This is a genomic window from Heyndrickxia faecalis, assembly GCF_040267745.1.
GTDB lineage: Bacteria > Bacillota > Bacilli > Bacillales > Bacillaceae_C > Weizmannia > Weizmannia faecalis.
This window is the reverse complement of record NZ_CP158453.1, coordinates 1883208-1905542: the sequence shown is the minus strand read 5'-3', so window position 1 is coordinate 1905542 and position 22335 is coordinate 1883208. Positions and strand designations below refer to the sequence as shown.

The 22335-nt window shown below is 46.6% G+C and carries 28 protein-coding genes; 5 read left to right on the top strand and 23 right to left on the bottom strand.

Annotated elements, in window-relative coordinates; translation table 11 throughout:
* Positions 1-29: 29 nt before the first annotated feature.
* The 6 genes from ABR335_RS09295 to ABR335_RS09270 all read right to left on the bottom strand — a co-directional run bounded on the left by ABR335_RS09295 (position 30) and on the right by ABR335_RS09270 (position 5354).
* Positions 30-1226 (bottom strand): acetylornithine transaminase, encoded by a 1197-nt coding sequence (locus tag ABR335_RS09295; RefSeq protein ID WP_014098233.1) that lies wholly within the window; start codon positions 1224-1226, stop codon positions 30-32.
* Complete coding sequence (argB, locus tag ABR335_RS09290) at positions 1219-2007, bottom strand: acetylglutamate kinase (protein WP_014098232.1); 789 nt, start codon at positions 2005-2007, stop codon at positions 1219-1221. The genes ABR335_RS09295 and argB overlap by 8 nt, the downstream gene beginning before the upstream one ends.
* 64 nt (positions 2008-2071) lie before the next feature.
* Positions 2072-3310 carry a bifunctional glutamate N-acetyltransferase/amino-acid acetyltransferase ArgJ gene (gene argJ / locus ABR335_RS09285; RefSeq protein ID WP_014098231.1) on the bottom strand — a complete coding sequence of 413 codons (1239 nt, stop codon included), beginning with the start codon at positions 3308-3310 and terminating at the stop codon, positions 2072-2074.
* Between the two features lie 39 nt (positions 3311-3349).
* Positions 3350-4387 carry an N-acetyl-gamma-glutamyl-phosphate reductase gene (gene argC, locus ABR335_RS09280; RefSeq protein WP_014098230.1) on the bottom strand — a complete coding sequence of 346 codons (1038 nt, stop codon included), beginning with the start codon at positions 4385-4387 and terminating at the stop codon, positions 3350-3352.
* A gap of 163 nt (positions 4388-4550) precedes the next feature.
* Positions 4551-4877: a hypothetical protein gene (locus ABR335_RS09275; RefSeq protein ID WP_014098229.1), complete on the bottom strand. Its 327-nt coding sequence runs from the start codon at positions 4875-4877 to the stop codon at positions 4551-4553.
* Positions 4878-4892: 15 nt separating this feature from the next.
* A complete protein-coding gene (locus tag ABR335_RS09270; RefSeq protein ID WP_350346142.1) occupies positions 4893-5354 on the bottom strand; it encodes a hypothetical protein in 462 nt (153 codons plus the stop codon).
* A 155-nt stretch (positions 5355-5509) separates the two neighbouring features.
* On the opposite strand from ABR335_RS09270, the gene ABR335_RS09265 reads away from it, so the two are divergent.
* On the top strand, positions 5510-6334 hold the full coding sequence (locus ABR335_RS09265; protein WP_014098227.1) for a manganese catalase family protein: 825 nt from the start codon (positions 5510-5512) through the stop codon (positions 6332-6334).
* Positions 6335-6383: 49 nt separating this feature from the next.
* Here the strand turns inward: ABR335_RS09265 and ABR335_RS09260 are convergent, their stop codons facing one another.
* The 5 genes from ABR335_RS09260 to dacB form a co-directional block, all read right to left on the bottom strand.
* Entirely contained in the window at positions 6384-6851 is a 468-nt protein-coding gene (locus ABR335_RS09260) for a hypothetical protein (protein ID WP_017550441.1), read from the bottom strand.
* Positions 6852-7012: 161 nt separating this feature from the next.
* Entirely contained in the window at positions 7013-7213 is a 201-nt protein-coding gene (locus ABR335_RS09255) for a cold-shock protein (protein WP_013859436.1), read from the bottom strand.
* A 308-nt stretch (positions 7214-7521) separates the two neighbouring features.
* Positions 7522-7767 (bottom strand): hypothetical protein, encoded by a 246-nt coding sequence (locus ABR335_RS09250; RefSeq protein ID WP_014098225.1) that lies wholly within the window; start codon positions 7765-7767, stop codon positions 7522-7524.
* 207 nt (positions 7768-7974) lie between these two features.
* Positions 7975-8889, bottom strand: coding sequence for a S66 peptidase family protein (locus tag ABR335_RS09245; RefSeq protein ID WP_046720833.1), 915 nt, complete (start codon positions 8887-8889; stop codon positions 7975-7977).
* Positions 8886-10373, bottom strand: coding sequence for a D-alanyl-D-alanine carboxypeptidase/D-alanyl-D-alanine endopeptidase (dacB, locus tag ABR335_RS09240; RefSeq protein ID WP_046720834.1), 1488 nt, complete (start codon positions 10371-10373; stop codon positions 8886-8888). Before dacB ends, ABR335_RS09245 begins: the two co-directional genes overlap by 4 nt.
* A gap of 190 nt (positions 10374-10563) precedes the next feature.
* Between dacB and ABR335_RS09235 the strand changes: the two genes are divergently transcribed.
* Positions 10564-11148 (top strand): lysophospholipid acyltransferase family protein, encoded by a 585-nt coding sequence (locus tag ABR335_RS09235; RefSeq protein ID WP_014098222.1) that lies wholly within the window; start codon positions 10564-10566, stop codon positions 11146-11148.
* 231 nt (positions 11149-11379) lie between these two features.
* Complete coding sequence (locus ABR335_RS09230; RefSeq protein WP_014098221.1) at positions 11380-11832, top strand: DUF2621 domain-containing protein; 453 nt, start codon at positions 11380-11382, stop codon at positions 11830-11832.
* Positions 11833-11871: 39 nt separating this feature from the next.
* Here the strand turns inward: ABR335_RS09230 and ABR335_RS09225 are convergent, their stop codons facing one another.
* From ABR335_RS09225 to yneA, 9 genes are all read right to left on the bottom strand, one after another.
* The gene (locus tag ABR335_RS09225) at positions 11872-12351 is read right to left on the bottom strand and encodes a CcdC family protein (RefSeq protein ID WP_014098220.1); all 480 of its coding nucleotides are present in this window, start codon (positions 12349-12351) and stop codon (positions 11872-11874) included.
* A gap of 141 nt (positions 12352-12492) precedes the next feature.
* Complete coding sequence (locus ABR335_RS09220; protein WP_013859444.1) at positions 12493-12852, bottom strand: response regulator; 360 nt, start codon at positions 12850-12852, stop codon at positions 12493-12495.
* 46 nt (positions 12853-12898) lie between these two features.
* On the bottom strand, positions 12899-13606 hold the full coding sequence (locus tag ABR335_RS09215; protein WP_014098219.1) for a cytochrome c biogenesis CcdA family protein: 708 nt from the start codon (positions 13604-13606) through the stop codon (positions 12899-12901).
* Between the two features lie 200 nt (positions 13607-13806).
* Entirely contained in the window at positions 13807-14025 is a 219-nt protein-coding gene (locus ABR335_RS09210) for a YneF family protein (protein ID WP_013859446.1), read from the bottom strand.
* A 67-nt stretch (positions 14026-14092) separates the two neighbouring features.
* Entirely contained in the window at positions 14093-14530 is a 438-nt protein-coding gene (gene sirA / locus ABR335_RS09205; protein WP_014098218.1) for a sporulation inhibitor of replication protein SirA, read from the bottom strand.
* A 286-nt stretch (positions 14531-14816) separates the two neighbouring features.
* On the bottom strand, positions 14817-16823 hold the full coding sequence (tkt, locus tag ABR335_RS09200; RefSeq protein ID WP_014098217.1) for a transketolase: 2007 nt from the start codon (positions 16821-16823) through the stop codon (positions 14817-14819).
* Between the two features lie 118 nt (positions 16824-16941).
* Positions 16942-17175, bottom strand: coding sequence for a DUF896 domain-containing protein (locus tag ABR335_RS09195; protein ID WP_014098216.1), 234 nt, complete (start codon positions 17173-17175; stop codon positions 16942-16944).
* Between the two features lie 90 nt (positions 17176-17265).
* Entirely contained in the window at positions 17266-17919 is a 654-nt protein-coding gene (locus ABR335_RS09190) for a YneB family resolvase-like protein (RefSeq protein ID WP_014098215.1), read from the bottom strand.
* Entirely contained in the window at positions 17916-18254 is a 339-nt protein-coding gene (gene yneA, locus ABR335_RS09185) for a cell division suppressor protein YneA (RefSeq protein ID WP_014098214.1), read from the bottom strand. Before yneA ends, ABR335_RS09190 begins: the two co-directional genes overlap by 4 nt.
* 206 nt (positions 18255-18460) lie before the next feature.
* Between yneA and lexA the strand changes: the two genes are divergently transcribed.
* Together lexA and ABR335_RS09175 are read left to right on the top strand one after the other, a co-directional pair.
* The gene (gene lexA, locus ABR335_RS09180; protein WP_014098213.1) at positions 18461-19081 is read left to right on the top strand and encodes a transcriptional repressor LexA; all 621 of its coding nucleotides are present in this window, start codon (positions 18461-18463) and stop codon (positions 19079-19081) included.
* A 449-nt stretch (positions 19082-19530) separates the two neighbouring features.
* The gene (locus ABR335_RS09175) at positions 19531-20247 is read left to right on the top strand and encodes a hypothetical protein (protein ID WP_350346141.1); all 717 of its coding nucleotides are present in this window, start codon (positions 19531-19533) and stop codon (positions 20245-20247) included.
* A 100-nt stretch (positions 20248-20347) separates the two neighbouring features.
* Here ABR335_RS09175 and ABR335_RS09170 read toward each other — a convergent pair whose 3' ends face one another.
* Genes ABR335_RS09170 through ABR335_RS09160 form a run of 3 tightly spaced genes read right to left on the bottom strand, consistent with a single transcriptional unit; the run spans position 20348 to position 22328 of the window.
* Positions 20348-21634 (bottom strand): GH25 family lysozyme, encoded by a 1287-nt coding sequence (locus tag ABR335_RS09170; RefSeq protein ID WP_350346140.1) that lies wholly within the window; start codon positions 21632-21634, stop codon positions 20348-20350.
* A 15-nt stretch (positions 21635-21649) separates the two neighbouring features.
* A complete protein-coding gene (locus ABR335_RS09165) occupies positions 21650-22039 on the bottom strand; it encodes a TIGR04086 family membrane protein (protein ID WP_061574451.1) in 390 nt (129 codons plus the stop codon).
* A gap of 13 nt (positions 22040-22052) precedes the next feature.
* Positions 22053-22328, bottom strand: coding sequence for a hemolysin XhlA family protein (locus ABR335_RS09160; protein WP_061574452.1), 276 nt, complete (start codon positions 22326-22328; stop codon positions 22053-22055).
* Positions 22329-22335: the final 7 nt, after the last annotated feature.

Here is a 22335-nt window from a genome sequence, read left to right as displayed (position 1 = left end):
ATGTCTGTCCTCCCTTGTCTCTTTGCCGGTTAAAGATTGTTTTGGCTTGCCTTAGTAAAAACAGTTTTCATTTTTTCTGCAAAAAGCGCCGTTTCCTTTTCCGTAATAACAAGCGGCGGCAACAGACGGACAACATGCGGGCCTGCTGTTAATACAAGCAAATGCTCAGCCAATGCCGCCCGGGTGATTTTTACAGCTTCCATTTCCGTTTCAAGGCCGGCCATCAGCCCTTTCCCGCGGATTTCTTTAATAAAAGAAAATTGCGTCTTCAAGTCTTCCAATTTTGTCCAAAAATCGATGCTTTGTTTTTGGACATGTTCGATGATATTTTCTTCCGCAAACGTTTCAAGCGTTGCCAGACCGGCTGTCGCAGATAGCGGGTTGCCGCCAAAAGTGCTGCCGTGCGTACCGGGCGTAAAGCTTTGCGCGATTTTTTCTTTCGCGAGCATGGCGCCAATCGGAATGCCGGACCCCAGCCCTTTTGCAAGCGTCATGATATCCGGTTCGAAGCCGTACTGTTCATAGGCAAACAGTGTACCGGTACGGCCCATGCCCGTCTGCACTTCATCTACAATGATTAAACAATCGTTCTTTCTGCACGTGCGGACAAGGGCATCCACCCAATCCTGTTCCGCAGGGATGACGCCGCCTTCCCCCTGAATCAGTTCAAACATGACGGCAATGGGCTTAAGCTTTTCGAGATCGCGGAGTGCCGTGATGTCGTTAAACGGCAAATAGGTGAATCCCGGCACAAGCGGTTCAAAGCCATGCTGGATTTTTTCCTGTGCCGTTGCCGACAATGTCCCGAGTGTCCGGCCGTGGAACGAAGCCTTGAAGGTGACGATGGGCCCCGATTTTCCGCGTTTTTTTGCATCAAGGCGGGCCAGTTTGATCGCCGCTTCATTGGCTTCCGCGCCGCTGTTTGCGAAAAACACCCGGTCAAATACGCTTTGTGCTGCTAGTTTTTCAGCCAGCTCTTCCTGCGGCCCGATTTCAAACAGATTGGAAGTATGCCAGATTTGGTCCAGCTGGCCGGTCACCTTGGTTTTTACCTTTTCGGGGACATGGCCGAGATTGCAAACGGCAATGCCTGAAGTAAAATCCAAATATTTTTCTCCATTTTCATCCCATACATAACTGCCTTTTCCTTTTACAAACTTTACCGGCGTCCGGCTGTACGTTTGCATAAGTGCTTGCTTTTTTACCGTTTGCGTCATCTTATCCATCGATCAAAACCCCGTTCCCTGTAAATTTCGTCCCGGTTTTTCCGCCGCCTGCCAAAAACAGGAGGCTGTCTTCTTCTGTCCCGTCCACAATCACCACTTCTTTTACGCCGGACCGGATGCATTCCGCTGCTGCCCGGACTTTCGGAATCATGCCACCGGTAATGACTTGTTTTTGGATGAGCCCGTCAACCTGTCCGGGGGTAAGATAAGGGAGCACTTTCCCTTCCATCATGACCCCGGGGACATCCGTCACCATCCAAACACGCGCGTTCATTTTCCGGGCAACCGCGGCTGCTGCCAAATCAGCATTGACATTCAGGCGCTGGCCGTTTTTATCCGTCGCAACCGGGGAAATAACTGGGATAAACTGCTGTCGCAATAAAGCAAGCAGCACCTGTTCGTTTACAGATTCGATTTCCCCGACATACCCGAGATTCGGTGTCTCAATCTTCCTGGCAGTTAAAAGCCGTGAGTCGGTTCCGCTGATGCCGACCGCTTTGGCCCCCGCCTGCGAGAGCCGGCGCGTAATCCATTTGTTGATGGAGCCGGAAAGCACCATCTCAACGACGTTTAACACCGGCTCGGTCGTAACGCGCAACCCGTTTTTAAATTGCGTTTTGATCTGCATTTTTTCCAACATGGCTGAGATCGCCGGTCCCCCGCCGTGAACGATGACAGGTTCAAGCCCGAATCGCGCTTTGATTTGCACCAGATTTTCAAAAAATGCATCCGGCAGCTGATGGAGAATGCTGCCGCCGCACTTGATGACAACGTATGCCAATTTGGCCAACCCCTTATAAATAGTTATTGAATTGTATAATTATGCAACAATGCGTGCACAAACATTATGAGCGATAAGTAGCATTGATTTTCACATAATCATAGGTCAGGTCGCATCCCCATGCAGTACCCTGGCAAGTTCCGGCACCAAGGTCGATGGCGATACAGATTTTATCATTTTCCTTTAAATAGGCATGTGCCTCGTCTTCGGAATAGGAAGCCGGCATGCCCTTTTCCACTACGGGAATCCCGCCGATGCGGATAGAAAGCGTTTGTTCATCCACTTGGACACCGCTGTATCCGATCGCATTGATAATCCTTCCCCAGTTCGCATCGGCGCCAAAGACAGCAGCTTTTACCAAATTTGAGCCGATAACGGTTTTTGCGACCGTTTGTGCCTCTTTTTCCGTTTCAGCCCCGGTTACACAGACTTCAACCAGTTTCGTCGCGCCTTCCCCGTCTCTTGCAATTTGTTTGGCAAGTTCCCGGGCAATATAGGCAAAGCTTTCTGCGAATTTCTTCCAATCCGGGTGTGCATAGGAAAGCGTATCGTTTCCGGCCAGCCCGTTTGCCATTACAACGACCATGTCATTTGTGCTTGTGTCGCCGTCCACCGTGATCATATTGAACGTTTCATCGACCGTTTGTTTCAGCAGGTTTTGCAATGCAGCGGCCTCAACTTTGGCGTCTGTCGTGATAAAAGCGAGCATCGTTGCCATGTTCGGATGGATCATCCCCGATCCTTTGGCGCAGCCGGCAACCGTGACCGTTTTCCCATCAATTTCAAGCGTTACGCAGGCGCGTTTTTGAAAGGTGTCCGTCGTAAGTATCGCTTTTTCAAAAAGGTCCGGATGGGATGTGCCCTCTTTCTCGATACGGCGAATGCCGGTTTCAATTTTTTCAACCGGTAAAAGCTCGCCAATGACACCTGTTGAGGCAACGCCGATCAGGCTTTCGTTTACGCCGATTTGAGCGGCGAACCATTCCCGCATCAGGCGGGCGTGGCGGAGGCCTTCATTGCCTGTAAAGGAGTTCGCGTTTCCCGAATTCACAATGATGCCGGACAGCTTCCCACTTTCCATAATGCTTTCTTTTGTAATCTGGATGGGTGCAGCTTGAAACTGATTCGTCGTGTAGACCGCAGCCGCTTGTGCCGGGACAGCGGAGTAAAGCCACCCAAGATCCGGACGTTTTCTTTTAATGCCGCAATGGAGCCCACCGGCAAAAAATCCTGCCGGGCTCGAGATGTTTCCGTCTGTTTTCGTAAAAAATGCAGTACTTTCTTTTTCATATAATTGATTCATTGCCATCCTCCATATATAAACGGTATGTTTAAGATTGCCTTATGGATAAACCGGAACATGGTCGAGCCCTGTATCTTCTTCCAGCCCGAAAAGCAGATTCATATTTTGGATTGCCTGCCCGCTTGCACCTTTTACAAGATTGTCAATGGCAGAAATGACCACGAGCCTCCCCGTCCGTTCATCCACATGGACGCCTATATCACAGTAATTTGAGGCGTATACTTCCTTTGTAGATGGAAAAGAACCAGCCGGCCTGATCCGGATAAATTTCCGGCCTTTATACACTTTCCTATAATATTGGCGGACATCTTCGGTGGTGACTTTTTTTGCTAAAGGCGCGTATATCGTGCAAAGAATCCCCCTCGTCATCGGAATAAGATGGGGCGTAAATGAAATTTTCGCTTCTTTTCCGGCAAACGCCTTGATGAACCGCTCGATTTCCGGTGTATGCTGGTGGCTTCCGACTTTGTACGCACCGGTATTTTCATTTACTTCAGTAAACAAGTTGCCTAGAGAAGGGGTTCTTCCCGCACCGGAAACACCGGTTTTACCATCAATCACAATAAAGGAAGTATCGATGAACCCCCCTTGAACAGGCGGGAGAAGTCCTAAAAGCGCTGCGGTCGGGAAGCAGCCGGGATTGGCGATCAGTTGAGCCTCTTTTATCCTGTCCGCATTCATTTCTGAAAGGCCGTAGATAGCTTTATCCAGCTCTTTTTGCGGGGCGGGTTCGCGTTTATACCATTGCCTGTACGCTTCCCCATCCAGCCTGAAATCCCCGGACAGGTCGATACACTTTAAACCTTTATCAACAAACCGTGGTACCCAGTTTTTGGCTACCCCAGACGGCGTTGCGAAAAACAATAGTTCTACCCTGCCTGCGATTTCATCCGGAACCATGTCTTCCAATCCGGCTTCTATGATTTGCTGGAAATGCGGGTAATGTGCGGTCAGCATCGTGCCTTTTGTGCGGTGCGATATCAACATTTCCAGTTGTGCGCGGGGATGGCGGGCAAGAAGTCTGACAAGTTCCGCACCGCTGTATCCGTTTGCCCCGACAATCCCTATTTTCAACATTTTCATCTCCCTATTGTTATGTATGTGCATTATTATAATTCATTATGTATGATTATACAAGGTTAAAAATATAAAAAAATAGAAACTTTTCGCTTTCAAGCATAACAAAAAAGATCAAGGCCTGCATCCGGCAGGGCTTGATCTTTTTCGTCTGCAAGGAAAATTAGTCGTGTGCCAATACGACGATTTTTCCGTTTGCCGCCGCACCGACATACCGGGTGGCAATTTCAAGCGGAATTCCGAGCTCAAGGACCTTTTCCAATATTTTTTCCGGGTATGTTTTTCTTTTGACCAGTGCTTTCAGTTCATTCATGAGATCCACATCCGTATGAAGGCATATTCCGTTTACACCTTTTCCGGCTTCGCGGCCGACTTCACGGATGGCCGCAGCATTGTTGGCGATGACAGTAATGCGCCCATTTTCTCTATGATGATGTAAAATGGCTTCCGCTGCTTCCCCGGGTCCGGCAAAAATTCCAATTAACTGCATATGCGTGTCCCCATATTAATCACCAAAAGAAATGACGAGTTTTTCCAGTTCCGCCGCGCTGGGTTCCGTCATCGTAAAGCCGAGTCTTTTCATTTCTTCAGCTACTGCCGCTGCATGGCTTTGATCCGTAACAATAAAGGTGCGGTCGCGCTGAATGGTGTCTTTCACTTTCGCCAAAAAGGAAAACAAAGCAGCGGTTTTCGGTTCTTGAATTTCACGCATAAAATGGGAAGATTTCTCGGTTAACGGCAAAATCCAAATCTCACATGCATATGGCATTTTTAAAATTTCATAGAAAGCATCTGTTTTTTCGAGCGGCGTACGCAGCGTATAATCGAAAAACTCATACACTTTCCGGCTGGAAAAAGGGAAGTTTGCAAACGGGCGAGAATCTTCCTTGTCGAACACGTGAATGTCCACTTTCGATTTATTTTTTTCAAAATAATTGTCTTCTGTTTTTGCAACGATATTTTGCATCGTTATGTTCCCCCTTGTATGTAAATCAGATTTCTTTTTATATTGCCTTTTTGCCCCGTTCTTAAACACCGGCGTTCGTTTTTTTCGAATGTTTAACCCGTTTTTCCTAGGGTAGACAGGAATTGAAGATCAAAACCGGAACAGGAGTGGAGCAGATGTTTTTACACAAAAAAGAGTTGCAGTTTGAAGCAAAACCTGAAAGGCCGGATCCGGTTTTCGCCAATAAAGTGCAGGAAGTGCTCGGCGGGCAATACGGGGAAATCTCTGTGATGATGCAGTATCTTCTCCAAGGATGGAACTGCCGGGCAGATGAAAAATACCGGGATATGCTGCTTGATATCGGGACAGAAGAAATCGGCCATGTGGAAATGCTCGCCACATTAATCGCCCGCCTGCTCGATAAGGCACCGGTCAAAATGCAGGAAGAAGCGGTTGCGAAAGACCCTGCCATTGCAGCTGTCATGGGCGGGATGAATCCGCAACACGCCATTGTCGGCGGGCTCGGCGCGTTGCCGGTCAACAGTGCGGGTGTTCCGTGGAGCGGCAGTTATATCGTATCAAGCGGGAATTTAATCGCTGACTTCCGCGCCAATCTCAACGCTGAATCGCAGGGGCGACTTCAAGTCGTCCGCTTATATGAAATGACGGACGATCCGGGCGTGAAAAAAACACTATCGTTTTTGATCGCGCGGGACACGATGCATCAGAACCAGTGGCTGGCCGCCCTGCGTGAACTGGAAGAACAGGAAGGTGTTGTCGTGCCGAGCACATTCCCTCCTGAACAGGAGCCTGAAGAATTTACCCATCTCTTTATCAATCATTCGGAAGGCAAAGAAAGTGCCAAGGGAAGATGGGCGAGCGGCGAAAGCATTGATGGAAAAGGTGAATTTAAATTTGTCGAACCTTTTGCATCCCATGACCGTGTCGGACAACAACCGGCACCGCCCTATGTGCACGGAACACTGCCAATCGTTAAATAAAGCAAAAACCGAAAGAAGACTTTCCTTCTTCCGGTTTTTTTGCCATTTCTTAATATGCACCCGCCATCACCGGTTGGCGGTAGGCAGATAGCGACTCATCCATGATTTTTTGAAAAAGCGGCTCAAGATGTGCGGGGATCAGCTGGCCGGCAAAATCCCACGCATTTTGCTCAATCGTAAGTGCCAGTGCTTGCTTTTCCGGTAAATGCCCGGACTCTTCAAAGGCGGCGGACAATAGAGGCAGATTTTCATCCATCGCATGGCCGATTTCATGTGCAAGCACAATCGTGGCGTAAGGCAAAAACCATTCGCAGCTTCCAAACAATAGCTCGCACTGCCGCCGGATTGTCTCTATATACAGCGTAATCGTATCGGTGTGCGGATGGTATTTGCCGCCAACAAGGCGCCCGCCGGGGAACTGTTTCTTTATTTTCAAATGGGCGGTGCACCCGGCGTTTTTTAGTAATTCTGTTGCCATTTCTCTGATTTGCAAAATTCCCCTGTCTCCTTTATCCATATTGGCATTGCTCTTATCATATATTATGAAAGATCGCGATTGCAATATGTATCTATTTTTTATCCGAAGCGGCCGGATTAAAAGGATATTTTTTTTCCTAGCAAAGGGACGTGTGAACCTGATTCCCAAGGCAAAAAAAACAGGCCATAAAGGCCTGTTTTTTATAATTTCGAAACGTTTGCAGCTTGTGGTCCGCGGTTGCCTTCTTCAATATCAAAAGATACGGATTGGCCTTCTTCCAAAGTTTTAAAACCTTCGCCCTGAATCGCTGAGAAGTGAACAAATACATCGCTGCCGCCTTCACGTTCGATAAATCCGTAGCCTTTTTCCGAATTAAACCATTTTACTTTACCTTGTTCCATTTTGTTTCCTCCTAATGTGTTTGAACACAAAATTACTATCCTTGCTCAAGTGATTTCAGGGGGTCAGTTTTAAAACTTTTTCCTTCCTTACCATACCGAACAAAAATAATTCTTTATTATAATAGCAGATTATAAATGTGGTGTCAAGACGAATTGATTATTTTTTTCTTTATTTTTTTCTCCACTAATGCCGTGATTTTTTCGGATGAAAACCTTTCATGGCTGCCGAATCCATCCGCCTGGAAAAATGCTGCTGCAAAAATGGGAAAAAGATGCCTGCACGCAGGCATCTTTTTCGGTAAAGCGTTTTATTTTTCTTCCCTGTACCCGTGGCCCGGAAAATTCCCGTATCCGCTGTGGCCGTAATGCCCGGAATGGTAATGATGATGGTGGCCGTGCGGGTAACCATAACCATGTGAGTGGCCGTACGAGTGGCCGTACGAATGCCCGTACGGATAACCGCCGTAACCACCGTATCCTCCATAATGGTGGTGGTGCCCATACGGCATATAATGGCCCGGATAGCCGCCATAATACTGCCTGGATTCTGCCAAATTTGTCACTCCTTTATCCATTGCTGCTTTTACAATATGGCAGTTGGAAGCGCATCGTTTGTGCATCCGCCTGCAAGCGGGAAAACAGGCGCCAATTTAAACGGCCGGATGTGCGTCTGCATTGTAAACCCCTTGCTAGGCCAGCCTGCTTCCGGACATACCGTACGGGCAATAAGTATGCGGTTATGATGAGAACGATATGCAAGCTTATTCAGCGACAATGGTTTCGCAAAAATGCAGGCGTTGGCCTACCGTATCCAGTGTGACCGGGATGCCGAGCGGAAGCGCCAGATTCGGGGTACCGTGCCCGGACTGTATGCCGGCAAGCACCGGCTTACCGCTCCCGTAAAAAAACTTTTTCAGGACATCCTGTGCCGTAAACCCATCCGCGTATGCTTCCGGCTCACAGTCCGTCCATTGCCCGAGCACAAACCCGGAGGCGTCATCCAGTTTTCCGGAAAGCTGAAGCTGGGTCAGCATCCGGTCGATCGCATATGGCTCTTCATGCACTTCTTCAAGAAAAAGAATTTTTCCGCTTGTATCGATTTCAAACGGCGTTCCCATCAGTGCGCAGATTAATGACAGATTCCCGCCTGTAAGCGGCGCTGTCATGACCCCTTCACCCCACGCTTCCCCCGTGTAACTGCCGGTAGGAACACCGGTTGACGCCAGCTTGAGCAATGATTGTACCGAAAGCGCATCGTCTGTGATAAATTCGACAGCCGCCATCGGGCCATGGATCGTGGCGAGGCCGCATTTTTGCTGGAAAACGATGTGTAGTGCTGTAATATCGCTGTAACCGATAAATAATTTCGGATTCTCCCGGATCCATTCAACGTCGAGATACGGTAAAATTTGCGGTGTCCCGTACCCGCCGCGCAAACAAAGAATTGCCCGCACGTCATCGTCTGCAAACATCGCATGCAGATCGGCTGCCCGTTCAAGCGGCGTACCGGCCATATACCCACCGTATACTTTCTCCGCATTTTCTCCCACTTTTACCCGGAAACCGAGCCGCCGCAATTTCGCAACAGCAGTTTGAAGCCTTTCGATTGAGACCGGGCTTGCAGGCGCGACCAGCCCGATCGTATCTCCCGCCTGTAATCGTTTCCCTTTTCTCATCCTTCTCCCCCCTGGTTGATGAATTGCAGTACAATTTGCTCTTCCGCTTGATGTACTGCTTCTTCATCCAGTACATTATTGATCAAAATGGAAAAAATCAGCTTTTCCCCGGATGTTGCCTGCATATAGCCGGAAAGTGTGCTGACGCCTGTAATCGACCCAGTTTTGGCAAACACCTGTCCTCGAGCAGCCGTCCCCTTAAACCGGTTTCTGAGGGTTCCGCCTTCCAACCTGTTTTCAGCCCCCGCAACAGGCAGCGCATCGAAAAAGCACGGAAACCAGTCTTTTTCCTGTATCCGGTATAAAAGCGCCGTCAAATCATTTGCCCGGACCAAATCGGCGTGAGATATGCCCGAACCATCACGGAGCATCATCTGGTCAGGGTCCATGCCAAAGTTACCTGCAACGCTGCGAATGACTTCAAGCCCTTTTTCCCAGCTTCCTTCCCCTTTTTCCGTTTTCCCCATTTCTTTTACAAGCATTTCGGCGATGGTATTATTGCTGAATTTTAAAAACGGCACCATGATGCTTGATAAAGGCGGCGATTGCGAAAAGAGAACCGGAACTGCTGCATCCTTCACCCTGCCCGTTTTGATTGTGCCTTGAACGGTGATCCCGTTTTCCTCTAACGTTTTTTTGAAAACAGACAGCACCCATTTCGCCGGGTCCCAGACCGCTTTCCATTGCCGGACTGCGGCGGAATCGGCTGTAATCGTCCCGCTTGCCGTAAACATATTCCCGCCATGTGCCCGGCTGATGACGATATCGTCCTCCTGCTGCTCACCGTCTCGCACGGTTCGGACATGGTTGACCAGTTTAACCATCCCGCTTTCCGGAACCATTTTGATTCGCGCTTTCATGCCGGGTTTTTTTGCCGGAACAACTTCAAAAATGGCCGTCCCTGCATCATAATCCCGGTTAGGCGATAAAGTTAAAGCCGAAATTTGTGCGCCGTAATATTCCTGTTCATCGCTCCATGGCAAGTCAAGTGAATACCGGGTATCATCATAGCGCGAATCATCCCCGACCAGGTCCCCCTGAATACGCCGGATTCCCTGCTTCTTTAATTCAGCCGCCCAGTCCGCTAAATCGGATTTCAATAAAGCAGGATCTCCTCCCCCTTGTATGTATATATCACCGTAAAGCGTACCGTTTTGGATCGCGCCTGTCCGGTACACGCCCGTTTTAAAACGGGTATTTTTCCCGAGCGTTTCAAGCGCGGCGGCTGCGGTCAGCAGTTTCATATTGGATGCAGGGCGCAGCAGCGTATTGCCATTTTGTTCGTAGAGCAGTTTCCCGCTATCAGCCGAACGGACGCTGATCGCAACGATCCCGCCTTTTAAAGGGGCGGCCTCAAGAATACCGGCAATCTTTGCGTCTGTTTCTTTTTTCCCGCAGCCTTCCCTGTCCCCTGCTGCATAAGGCCCAGTTCCCTGAATAAATAGAAATGCCATCGTCCATATCACGACCCATCTTTTATGCAATCCGTTTCCCTCCGTATGAAATTCTGCCTTGCTTTATCATATTCCTTCTTTATTTTAATCTTTCCGTAAACGCTGTTTTGGCTGCTATCTTCTTTTTTCCAATGATTCATTTCGCGTTTTTAAATATTTTTTTCCAAATTAGTAGAACAAGCATGCCTGTATAGTATAAAATGCTTGTGGGGGTGTAATCATGTACCGGTTTGGCTATTATGTTGTTGCCGGCATTTTTTGGCTGCTTGGCGGCAAAATCAAAAAAGAAAACAAAGAGAAAATCCCTGCGGCTCCGTTTGTGGTCGTTTGTACCCACCAAACATGGCTGGATATTATTTACCTGGCGATTGCCATCTGGCCTGTCCAAATTCATTATATGGCGAAACAGGAACTTTTCTCTAAAAAATGGTCAAAATGGCTATTCACGAAGTTGCACGCTTTTCCCGTCAATCGTGAAAATCCGGGCCCGAGCTCGATTAAAATTCCAATGAAACTTTTAAAAGAAGGGAAGGTCGTCGGCATTTTCCCTTCCGGAACACGCAAAAGCGAACATGTTTCTTTAAAACGCGGTGCCGTGACGATTGCTTTAAAAGCAAATGTGCCGCTTGTCCCGGCCATTTACGAAGGGCCGAAAACGTTCAAAGAAGTCCTCGCGAGAAAGCCGAAACGCGTGCGCTTTGGCGACCCGATCAGGCTGGCAGACGAAAAAAAAGGAACAAAAGAAGAAATTGAAAAAACGATTGTTCTGCTGCAAGACACTTTTGAAGCGCTGAAAAAACAGTAAAAATGCTTTCTGCTTGCCCGAAGCAGATGAAAAAGCACAAAAGAAATCAAAAAAACGGCGAGGCACCGCATTCAAAGTGCCTCACCGTTTTTTTCATGGACAAATAAAGATAAAACATCCCTTTTTCTCTGTCCCCTGCCGGCCGGCGAAAGGGTTTTTCCTTTTTTAATTGAAAAAACAGTCCATCTTTTCTTATAATAAAAGCGAGTACTTGCCAGGGAGGAGAGCGTCATGCTGAGTGGATGGTTTTCTGCCTTTATTTTAATATGGATCCTCTGTCTCGTTTTTCTCTTTTCAGTTGGCGGCTATTTTATGTTCCGGAAATTTTTGAAAAGGCTTCCGAAAGAAGACGGAAAATCAATACTTGACCGGCAGGAGGAGACAATCCTTAAAACGCGGCACCTCTGGACGCCGGAGTACAGGGAACTGCTTGAAGAACTGGTAAGCCCTGTCCCGGAATTGTTCCGCGATGTGGCCAGGAAAAAGATCGCAGCAAAAATCGGGGATGTGGCGCTTTCCAAAAATACAAAAAAAATGACACTGGACAATATCATTCAGGGCTATATTCTCGCTACGCCGAAACGCGACCATAAATTCCTCCGAAAAAAATTGAAGCAGCTGAACATCGACGACAGCCGATATGAGCAATTGTTTGCGCAGGAAAAAACAAAATCGGCCCAATAAATGAAAAAACATCATTCGGCAAAAGCGAATGATGTTTTTTCAAGCACGGACCCCTTCATCCAGTTCCTGCATGAGCCGCCTGTACTGAATATACATGGCGACGCGCCACGGCAGAATCATGCCGAATGCGAGCAGAAAAAACATGCCGCTCAGCTGCCCGATTTGAATCGAAGAACTAAGCACCACCTTCATCAGCAACCGGATGAGAAGAAGCCCGATCAAAATAAACGGAAAAGCTTTCGATCGTTTTAAATATACGTTTCCGTCACGGACTTCGAAACGGGAAGTTTTAATTAAAAATATGGAAAAGAACATTCCGACCACAAATGCTTCCAATACTTCGGCAGGTGTCACACGAAAATACGGGACGACAAACATCAATGCCCCGGTACTCATAAAGACCGGCGGCAACAATATTTTTTTTGTGGAAACGGGCTTGTTCTGCCCTTTTAAACGGACAAAAATGACCAAAGACCCCATCAAAATCGCAACAATGAACGAGATGATAATGCCTTCCATGTCTTAACCCTCTTTAGTAACAGATTTTTAACAAAAGAAATGTAGATACGATAAATATATGTTTCCTATGGTAATATTCAACCATAAAAGCGGGGTTGATGTCCAGCCGGAATGCCTGCCTCCCTTTTTTTGTGGCGCCTGTCAGTTCAAAACGCGTTCAACCGCTTCTAAAACACGCGTTTCATCAAAAGGCTTGACGATAAAATCCTTTGCGCCGGATTCAATTGCTTCGACGACCAGTTTTTGCTGGCCAAGCGCGGAGCAAATAATAATTTTTGCGTCCGGGAATTCGCGCACGATCTTTTTTACCGCTTCAATGCCGGTCATCTCCGGCATAGTAATGTCCATCGTCACAACATCCGGCCTGACTTCACGGTATAATTCAATCGCCCGCTGCCCGTTCTCCGCTTCGCCTACAACGGTATGGCCGCCGTTTTCCAGCATTTTCGCCAAAGTCATCCTCATAAATTTTGCATCATCCACAATTAACACATTTGCCATCGATCGAATTTCTCCTCCTCATTGATCCGTTAAAATGCAACCCGGATTAAAATCCCTGGAATCCCCCGAACAGTGCACTCATATAACCGGAAATGACAGGCATCCAGTCAAAAAAGAGCAGGATTCCGGCGACTATCATCACAACACCGCTCCATTTTAAAAGTTTTACGCTGTATTTTTGCATCCACCCCAACCGTCCGATAAAAAAAGCAAGGACAAAAAAAGGTATGGAAAAGCCAAGTACATATGCAGCCATATAGACCGACGCAGAAGCCGGATGGGCCACTGCCATTGCCAATACCGAGGCAAGAATCGGCCCGGTGCAGGGCGTCCAGCCGGCAGCAAACACTAGCCCGACGAGAAAAGAACCCAAAAATCCCGCCGGCTGCTTTTTTATATCGATTCGGTACACCTTCATAAAGATCCCCGGATGAAAAATGCCCGCTGCAAGCAGCCCAAAAAAAATGAGCGCGACTGCACCGAGCTGCCGGATGACATCCTGGTAACGGATAAAAAAACTCCCGATCCAGGAAGCACCAAACCCCAATGCAATAAAAACAGTGGAAAATCCCGCGAGAAACCAAACGGTATGCAGGATACTTTTCCACTCCCGCATGCCGCCCCCGCTTTTTAACCGGCTGACAGAAGCGCCTGTTATATAAGAAACAAAAGCAGGATAAAGCGGCAGGCAGCAAGGAGATATAAAGCTCATGAAACCTGCCCCGAAAGACAGCCATACAGTTACATCAGCCATCGGTTCACTCCCCATCCCGGCTCATTTTCATTTTAACATAAACTGATTGAAAGAGAAAAAACATCGTGAAAAGCATAAAAATGGAACATGAAATCAAAAACCACCTTTTCTGTGCAGAAAATTGGCAGAAAAAGTGGTTTACAGAATCGTGAGAAGCTTAACAATGGTGATGGATATACCACAAAAGCCGGTCGCCCAGCTTAAGATTTCATTTGTTTGTTCATGGCATTCATCATTTGATTGATTTTCTTTTGAGACGGCTTCATACCCATTTGCATCATCATCATTCTCAGCATTTGTTCATTAATCGGCGGATTTTTCTTCAGGTAATTCATCATATATTTACGGGCGATGAAAAACCCGATTGCTGCGCCTGCCAAAAGAGCAATTAGGGCTACAAGAACGAACACCCAAATCATAATATACCTCCTTCACTCACATACAGTGTACTAAATCCATTTGAATTATACAATACTTGTTTTCTTCTCACACGAATTTTCTTTCTTTAACCGGTTTTATCCAGCCGAATCGTTTATGGTCATAATCGATTGCAAGCAAATCTCCTTTAAAGTTCCTCAGAATTTCAAAAACGGCGGTTTCTGTATCATAACTCCCGTATACGTTCAGCTGGAGCATTCTTTCTTCTATGGTCACTTCCAGCACCTGCCCCTCTTTCTTTGAAAGAAGTTGGCAAGCGCCTGTTTTCGTCATGTTGCTGGTGTCAGAAAATAACGGCTGCAAGACATGATGGACAGACAAGAGCGGAATCGGCTTTGTAATATAATGGATCTGTCTGCTGAGGACATTTTTCAAACTTCCGGAAACGTGCGCATACTGGTGAAAAAGATTAAAAAACATTCGTTCCCTGCCGTAATAATATTGTGCAAACTCCTCTTTTATCAGATAGATAGAATAGGACCGCATATGATCTCACTCCCGCAACTTTGTTACCTTCACTATAATGGACGGGCCTCAAAAAAGTTGTCGTTTGTTGTAACAAAATTTAAAAAATGAGTTTGAAACATTTGATTGCATGTACAGACAAGAAAATAAGCGTAAATACATCAACGCGCTGCCGATTATGCGGTAGCATCCAAGGGAAAAGCCATTCAGCTCAGCCCCCGCACTTTTAGTCCCCCTTTTCTTATACCCTTCCTGCATAAAAAATGAGCCTGCTTTCGCGAATACCGCAAAAGCAGGCCCGGAACGATTACATGCCCAATAATTTTTTTACACGTGCCACAACATTTTCAACGGTAAATCCGTATTTTTCCATAACGGTTTTACCGTTTCCGCTGGCGCCAAACGTATTAACCGACAAAATATCGCCTTCATCCCCGGTATACCTTTCCCAGCCGAATGGTGAAGCCATTTCAATGGCAAGGCGTTTTTTCACCTGTGCCGGCAATACGGATTCTTTGTATGCTTTGCTTTGCTGTTCAAAACGGTCCCATGACGGCATGCTGACAACAGCAGCATCAATCTTTTGTTCCGCCAATTGCTGTTGCGCGAGCACAGCCAGATGGACTTCCGACCCGCTGGCAAGAAGGAGAACGTCAGCCGTTTCTTTTTGTGCAGGGGACACGACATAGGCACCTTTTGAAACGCCTTCCAACGCTTTTTCAGACGTCCCTTTCAAGGTTGGCAGCCCTTGGCGCGTCAAAACAAGCGCTGTCGGATGGTTTTCAGATGACAGAGCAAGGCGCCAGGCAGCCGCCGTTTCATTGCCGTCCGCGGGGCGGATGACCGACAAGCCCGGCATCGCTCTTAAAGAAGGAAGCTGTTCAACCGGTTCATGTGTCGGACCGTCTTCCCCGACAGCGATACTGTCATGCGTAAAGACGTACGTTACCGGAAGGCCCATAAGAGCAGCTAGGCGGATGGCAGGACGCAAATAATCCGAGAAAACAAAGAACGTGCCGCCGTATACATGGACACCACCATGAAGCGCCATACCGTTCATGGCTGCGCCCATCGCAAATTCGCGGACACCGAACCAAATATTGCGCCCTTCATAGGCATCCGGCATATAGTCCTTGTCTTCTTTCAGCCGCGTATTGTTGGATCCGGCAAGGTCTGCAGATCCCCCGAACAAAGACGGCAAATGTTTGGAGACGGCATTTAGCACTTCCCCGCTTGCCGCACGGCTGGCAAGGGTTTTGCCTTCTTCATAGACCGGAATGTCCTTGTCCCATCCATCCGGCAGCCCGCCTTTTATCGCCTGTTTTAGTTCAGCCGCAAGCTGCGGGTATTGTTTTTCATAGGCCTCAAACAGGGACGCCCACTCCTGTTCCTTTTTCACGCCATTTTCCACAACCAATTCACGGAACCGTGCGTAAACTTCATCCGGAACATAGAAGTCTTCTTCAAATGTCCATTTATACGCTTCTTTCGTTAGTTTCAGTTCATCTTCTCCGAGCGGGGCGCCGTGGGCAGCCGATTTCCCGGATTTGTTTGGAGAACCGTAACCGATGATCGTTTTCACTTCAATGAGTGTCGGCCGACTTGTATCCGCCTTTGCTTCCTCGATCGCTTTTGCGACCTGTGCCATATCATTCCCGTCTTCAACCCGCAAATACTGCCAGCCGTATGCTTTAAACCGGTCGGCAACACTTTCGGAAAAGGCCTTATTTAAGTCGCCGTCAAGGGAAATGTCATTGGAATCGTACAATACAATGAGACGTCCCAATTTTAAGTGTCCCGCCAATGAAGCAGCTTCGGCAGATACGCCTTCCATTAAGTCGCCATCTCCGCATAAAGCATATGTATAATGGTCAATGACAGGGAAATTTTCTTTATTGTATACAGCCGCCAGATGCCGTTCTGCCATCGCCATTCCGACTGACATGGCAATCCCCTGCCCGAGCGGACCGGTCGTTGCTTCCACGCCTTCCGTATGCCCGTATTCCGGATGACCCGGGGTTTTGCTGCCATATTGCCGGAAATTTTTAATATCATCCATGCTTAATGCATAACCGGATAAATGGAGCAGGCTATAGAGCAGCATGGAACCATGCCCTGCGGATAATACGAAACGGTCCCGGTTAAACCAGTGCGGGTTTTCCGGATTATGGTTCAAATATCTTGTCCAGAGGGTGTATGCCATTGGTGCAGCCCCCATCGGAAGCCCCGGATGACCGGATTTTGCTTTTTCGATGGCGTCAATGGACAATGTTCGGATTGTTGTGACTGCCAGTTCGTCCGTTTTATCAAACATCTGTTAACATCCTTTCTTCATGGGTTACAACTCTATATTAAGGCAAGTGAAACCCATAACACAACTCTTTTACCATTTTGTATGGATTTTGTAAGAAAAAAGCAGGATGGTTTCCTTTTTAGTGCAGCTTTCTTTTTGTTTGAATTTGCTTAATTTTTTCCGGGGTAACGTCCTGGCCAGCCGGGTCAAGCACACGGACATTTTCAATCGTTTTTCTGAATGAAGAGCGGAACGCCTGCAAATACTCGCTTCGCAATTTTGACTGTTCCTTTGCTTCTTCACTTGTCAGGGCGCCGGTTTTCGCTTTTTTCGCCAATTCGTTAATCCTTGCCATTTTTTCTTTTGAAAGCATATTTTCTCTCCTTTTATCCGTAATTGATGCCATCTTACTAAAATATGGACCCGCCTGCAACGAAAGCGCACCCGTGAAACGGTTTTGATACTATTTATCATGCCCCGTTTCCTCCATATATTCCCTGTAACGCCGGTGGACGGTTGCTTTTGAAACTTGGTAGCCGAAACCGCGCATAGTCGCAGCAATTTCTTGAAAAGTCAAGCCGTTATCCCGCAGGCGGATAATTTCTTCAACCGGCACTTCCTTTCGCTCCCTGCCGTCCGGATTCCGCTTCCCTTTTAAATTTTTTTCCGGACGGTAGCCGTTTTTGACTGCACGCTCCATTCCCCTTTTAATTTTTAAGTTATGCAGCTTTCGCTGATACTCTTCAACCATGCTGACAATTTTCAGCACCATTGAATCAGATTCCGAAAGCTCCAATTCTCCGTTTTGCGCATAACAATATACTTTAATCCCTTTTTTATATAAAAAATGAAGCAATGCAATTTTTGCATTTCCTCTTCCGATCCGTGTTTCATCCTGCACCAGTACGGCGTCAATCTTTTCATTTTCAATCGTATCAAGAAGATCAAGGATGCCGGGCCTGTCCAGGTCATAGCCGCTTGCCCGGTCACAGATCACCCCGGCCACTTGAAAACCGTGGGAATCCGAAAGCTTCTCCAGCTCTTCCCGCTGCCTCGCCAAGGAAGTTTCCTGGCTTTCTTTTTCCGTGCTTACTCTGCAATATAAAACAACTTTCATTTTTTCGTCTCCCGTTGTGATTTCATCGCAAGTTCCCTATTATCATCGCTGAATTCATTTTTTTCTATTGGAATGACAATTTTTTCGCCGGCTTTGATCATGTTGCCGTCAATATCATTATGACGCTCAACCCAGCTGATAAATGCTTCCCTCGACATTTTGCCCTTTTCCGCATACTGCCCGGCGATGTTCCAAAGCGTATCGCCCTCTGTGACGCTGATTTTGATATAGTGTGGGGATGGATCCCGCAGACTTCCAATCATGAAAAATCCGAAAACAAGCGTAAGCCCTGCTAAAATCATAACATAGTTATACTTTTTCCATAATCGTGACATCTCCATCTTCCTCCCGCGAATATTCGTTCGTCCAATCACCAGTTCTATTATAAAACGAACGCCTGTTTTTCGTCAACATTTTTTCGAACTTACGTTTGTTTTATCTGCTGCAATATGATATAATAATAGCAAATAATGGCATTCCTCCCGTAAACGTCCCCATACGCAGCGCGGGTGCCAAACAAAACTGTGACGAGGTGAATAGAATGGCAAAACTATCAAAACGGCAACAGGCGATACTTGATTTCATCAAGCATGAAGTAAAAACAAAAGGTTATCCCCCTTCCGTGCGGGAAATCGGCCAGGCAGTCGGACTTGCTTCCAGTTCAACTGTCCATGGCCATCTCGCAAGGCTTGAAAGCAAGGGGTTGATCAGGCGCGACCCTACAAAGCCGAGAGCGATTGAAATTTTGGACCATGATGAAGAAATACCGGCCCAAAATGTTGTCAATGTGCCTGTTGTCGGAAAAGTAACAGCAGGCATACCGATTACAGCTGTAGAAAATATTGAAGAGTATTTTCCGCTTCCGGAACATCTTGTCCCGTCTGACGAGTCCGTCTACATGCTGGAAATTGAAGGGGACAGCATGGTGGATGCCGGGATTTTAAACGGCGATTATGTGATTGTCCGCTCCCAGCAGACGGCAAACAACGGAGATATCGTGGTCGCTATGACAGATGAAAATGAAGCGACAGTAAAAAGATTTTTCAAGGAAAAAGACTACTTCCGGCTGCAACCTGAAAACCAGACAATGGAACCGATCATATTGAAAAACGTCACCATTCTCGGCGTTGTCATCGGGCTGTACAGGCAAATGGTGCACTGATCAAAAAGAAGCAGTTTCGGCTGCTTCTTTTTTAATAGAGCATATGCGAGTTTGATGGCAAAAATGCCTGTGACACTTGAGGATTTCTGGGCTTCCAATCTATTTTCGAAGGAAAAATCGGGGCAATTAATGGGCATTTTGTTTTTCTGGGCGTTCGACGCAAAAATGCCCATTAAACAAAAACCCCTCAAAGCCTTACGCTTCAAGGGGTTTCTTGCTCAATACATTTCGATATACTGGTCGCGTTCCCATTGGTGGACTTGTGTGCGGAACATGTGTTTTACATTTTTTTACTTTCATGATTTTTGATAATGCCTATATATAAGGAAGTTTCTAGATTTCACTTTCAAAATTTATCATTACTTTTCAAATGTTTTTGGTCATTTTTTGGTCATGATTTTGGTCATGAACTTGAAAATTCAAAGAGAAAAACACGAGGAGGAAGAAGAATGAAGAAAGCAATAATCTTTGGAATTACAGGGTTGTTAACATTTGGTTTGAGTGCCTGCGGGGGAAACGCAACACAATCAAATTCAACATCTAAAGGAGAATCAAAAGCCAGGACTGAAGAAACAGAAAAAAGGCCGGTAGCTAAAACGACATCCGACATATTGGTTGCAGCTAAAAAGAACACTACTTTTGTTGATGAAAACACAGGGAAATATGAGATTACAGGAGAGTATTTAAATGGGCCCACTAATGACGGCATGTATCAGATTATTTTTGGGGAGAACAAGGATGAAGCTTTCATTCTTAATTACGCAGTAAAGCTTGCAACAAATACGGATGGTGAAAAAGGGCTTCTTTTTCTCGAAGAAGGAGATAATACCAAAAGTGGTAAATTCATTGACTATTCGGGAACAAAAATTGATATCATAACTGATACAGCTGAAGAAATCGGGGATGATATCGACCATATGACAAATGGGGAAAATGAAGCAGGAGTTACTTATGGTGGCCCGGTCATTAACAAAGGATTCATTTTTATCAAATTCGAAAACCAGGATAAAACGCCGCAAAAATTGAACATCGATTTTGAAGCCCCTGATTTATTACAGAAAAATGATAATAGGGAATTTGAAACAGTTCCTGGCGATAGCGATACCGGAACACAAAGATTAGGAAAAAACGAGCATGTAACACTTAAACTATCTAAATTAAATTAAATAAGCAGCACACAAACTTGCCCCCGCAAATGCGAGGGCTTTATCTTTGCAGCAGACTCCAGCAGACTCCAGGATGTAAAAGTAATTTACCCGTGACACCTTATTTTACACGCAGATTTTGGCCAACGTAAATCGTATATCTGCTGTCCAGGTGGTTCCACGATTTGATTTTGGCGATCATAGACCCATATTTTGCGGCCAACTCCGAAACAGTATCCCCGCTTCTTACGGTTACATATTTCGTGTTTTCGGCAGCCACGGATCCGGAAATTTTTAGCTTTTGCCCAGCATAAATTAGATTAGCGTTTTTGATGCCGTTAAGGCTTTTTAACCTGGCAACTGTGGTACCGTATTTTTTAGCAACGCCAGACAGCGTATCTCCACGCTTAACCGTGTATGTTTTAGCCGGCACCTTGCTGGATGTTGTCAGTTTGCTATTGACAATATTTGTTTTGGCCGGTTTAACACCGGATTTCAGTTTGCTCAACAATGCCAGGTTTTGGGCGGCTGTCCCAGTGTAGTTTGTAATGCCGTACTGCTTGGCCAACTTGGTGCGGGCGCTGAACGTTGCACTTTTTCCCTTGGATTTTAGATAATCGACCAGGCTTAAGGATCCGATCTTTTTAACCACACCTGTGCTTGTTGCGTTGTCGACTTTAGCAACGTTTGTGTACTTACCGGCATAGTCCTGGCTCACGTCAAAGTAGCCGGGAATGCCAGTAAACTTGTAAGTGCTTGACCACTGCCAAGCCCCTTTTTGCCCATTGTACCAGGCTGGTGTCGGCTGTCCTGTGGACGGGTAGAGAGGGTACCTGGCAAGCCAAGGTTTAGAGATTGTTAGTTTGCTTGGCTGCAGTTCAGTGTTAAAAAATGAGTGACCAGTATACAAGTCAATCTTGCTGTAGCCTAGGGACTTTATTTGTGCTACAAACGCATTTGTAATCTTTGTAAGGGTAGCTGCAGTTAGACTTGCTAATGACTTGTCCTCTACATCAACTACCACTTGGCCATCCTTATTTTTATCAAAGCCAACAAGCTTTAGCTTTTTATCAAACCATTTTGCCTCGGCCTTTGCCTGTACTGTACTTTTAAATCGGGCGTAATGATAAGCATGAACTGCCATGCCAGCCTGTTTTGCATTGGCAATATTCACGCTTGCAGCCGGATCAACATAGCTTTGCCCGTCCGAAACCTTTACGACCACCGCATTAATGCCGCCTGCTTTCATTGTTTGATAAAAACTTAAAGGCAGCCCCTGTTCTGCGTTATGATGGCTGACGTCGATAAAATCCACACTCGGCGCCGCGGCATAAGTATTCGGCGCAAAAGAAAACGCCAGCCCTGTTGCCAGGGCCAGCGCTCCGATGGTTTTGGTTAATCTATTCAATTCGATCACTCCTCCTTATTTAGATGGTGTATCAGTGGTGGCTGTATTTTTTTCTTTGGACGGTGTAGTAGCCGCATTTTGTGCCGCCAATACTTGTTCCACAATTGCTTTAATCCTTTCCCTTTCTGCATCTTCTGTTGTAGGGTTCTGTGCGTAAGAGATCGCCACCTGAGTTGCCTCTTCTTTCTTTTTATTCGTCAGATAGGTGTTTAAGATTGTTGCAATTGATCCAGCAAACAGCGCACCTATTGCCACAATTAGCGATACAAACGCGTTTACCGAGTCAGCTGTAAGCCACTGGAAATGTACGTTTAGTGCGCCAAAAAAGGCAATCAGTGCGGTTAAAACACCACCAACCAATGTTGCTGTTTGTTTCCACCAAGATAAATCAGATAAGTACTTCATTCCAAACATCTCCTCAATTAAAATTTTGAATGGCAGCAAAGAAAATGGCTACGGCCCCGCCAATAAGCGCAACAATAAGCGCATTTGTAATGGCATGCCGTAACCATTTTGTGTCCTCTTTAATCTCTTTCAAATCCTCTTTTATGCTGTCAATCTGCTGATCCTGCATAAGTTCTTTGTCTTGCAGGCGCCGAATGTCGCTTTTCATATTTACCTGCTCGGTCTTTATGGCTTCTAGGTCTTTTTGCAGTGTCTCCCGCCAGATATCCACCTGCTGATCCGCCTCCAATGGACCA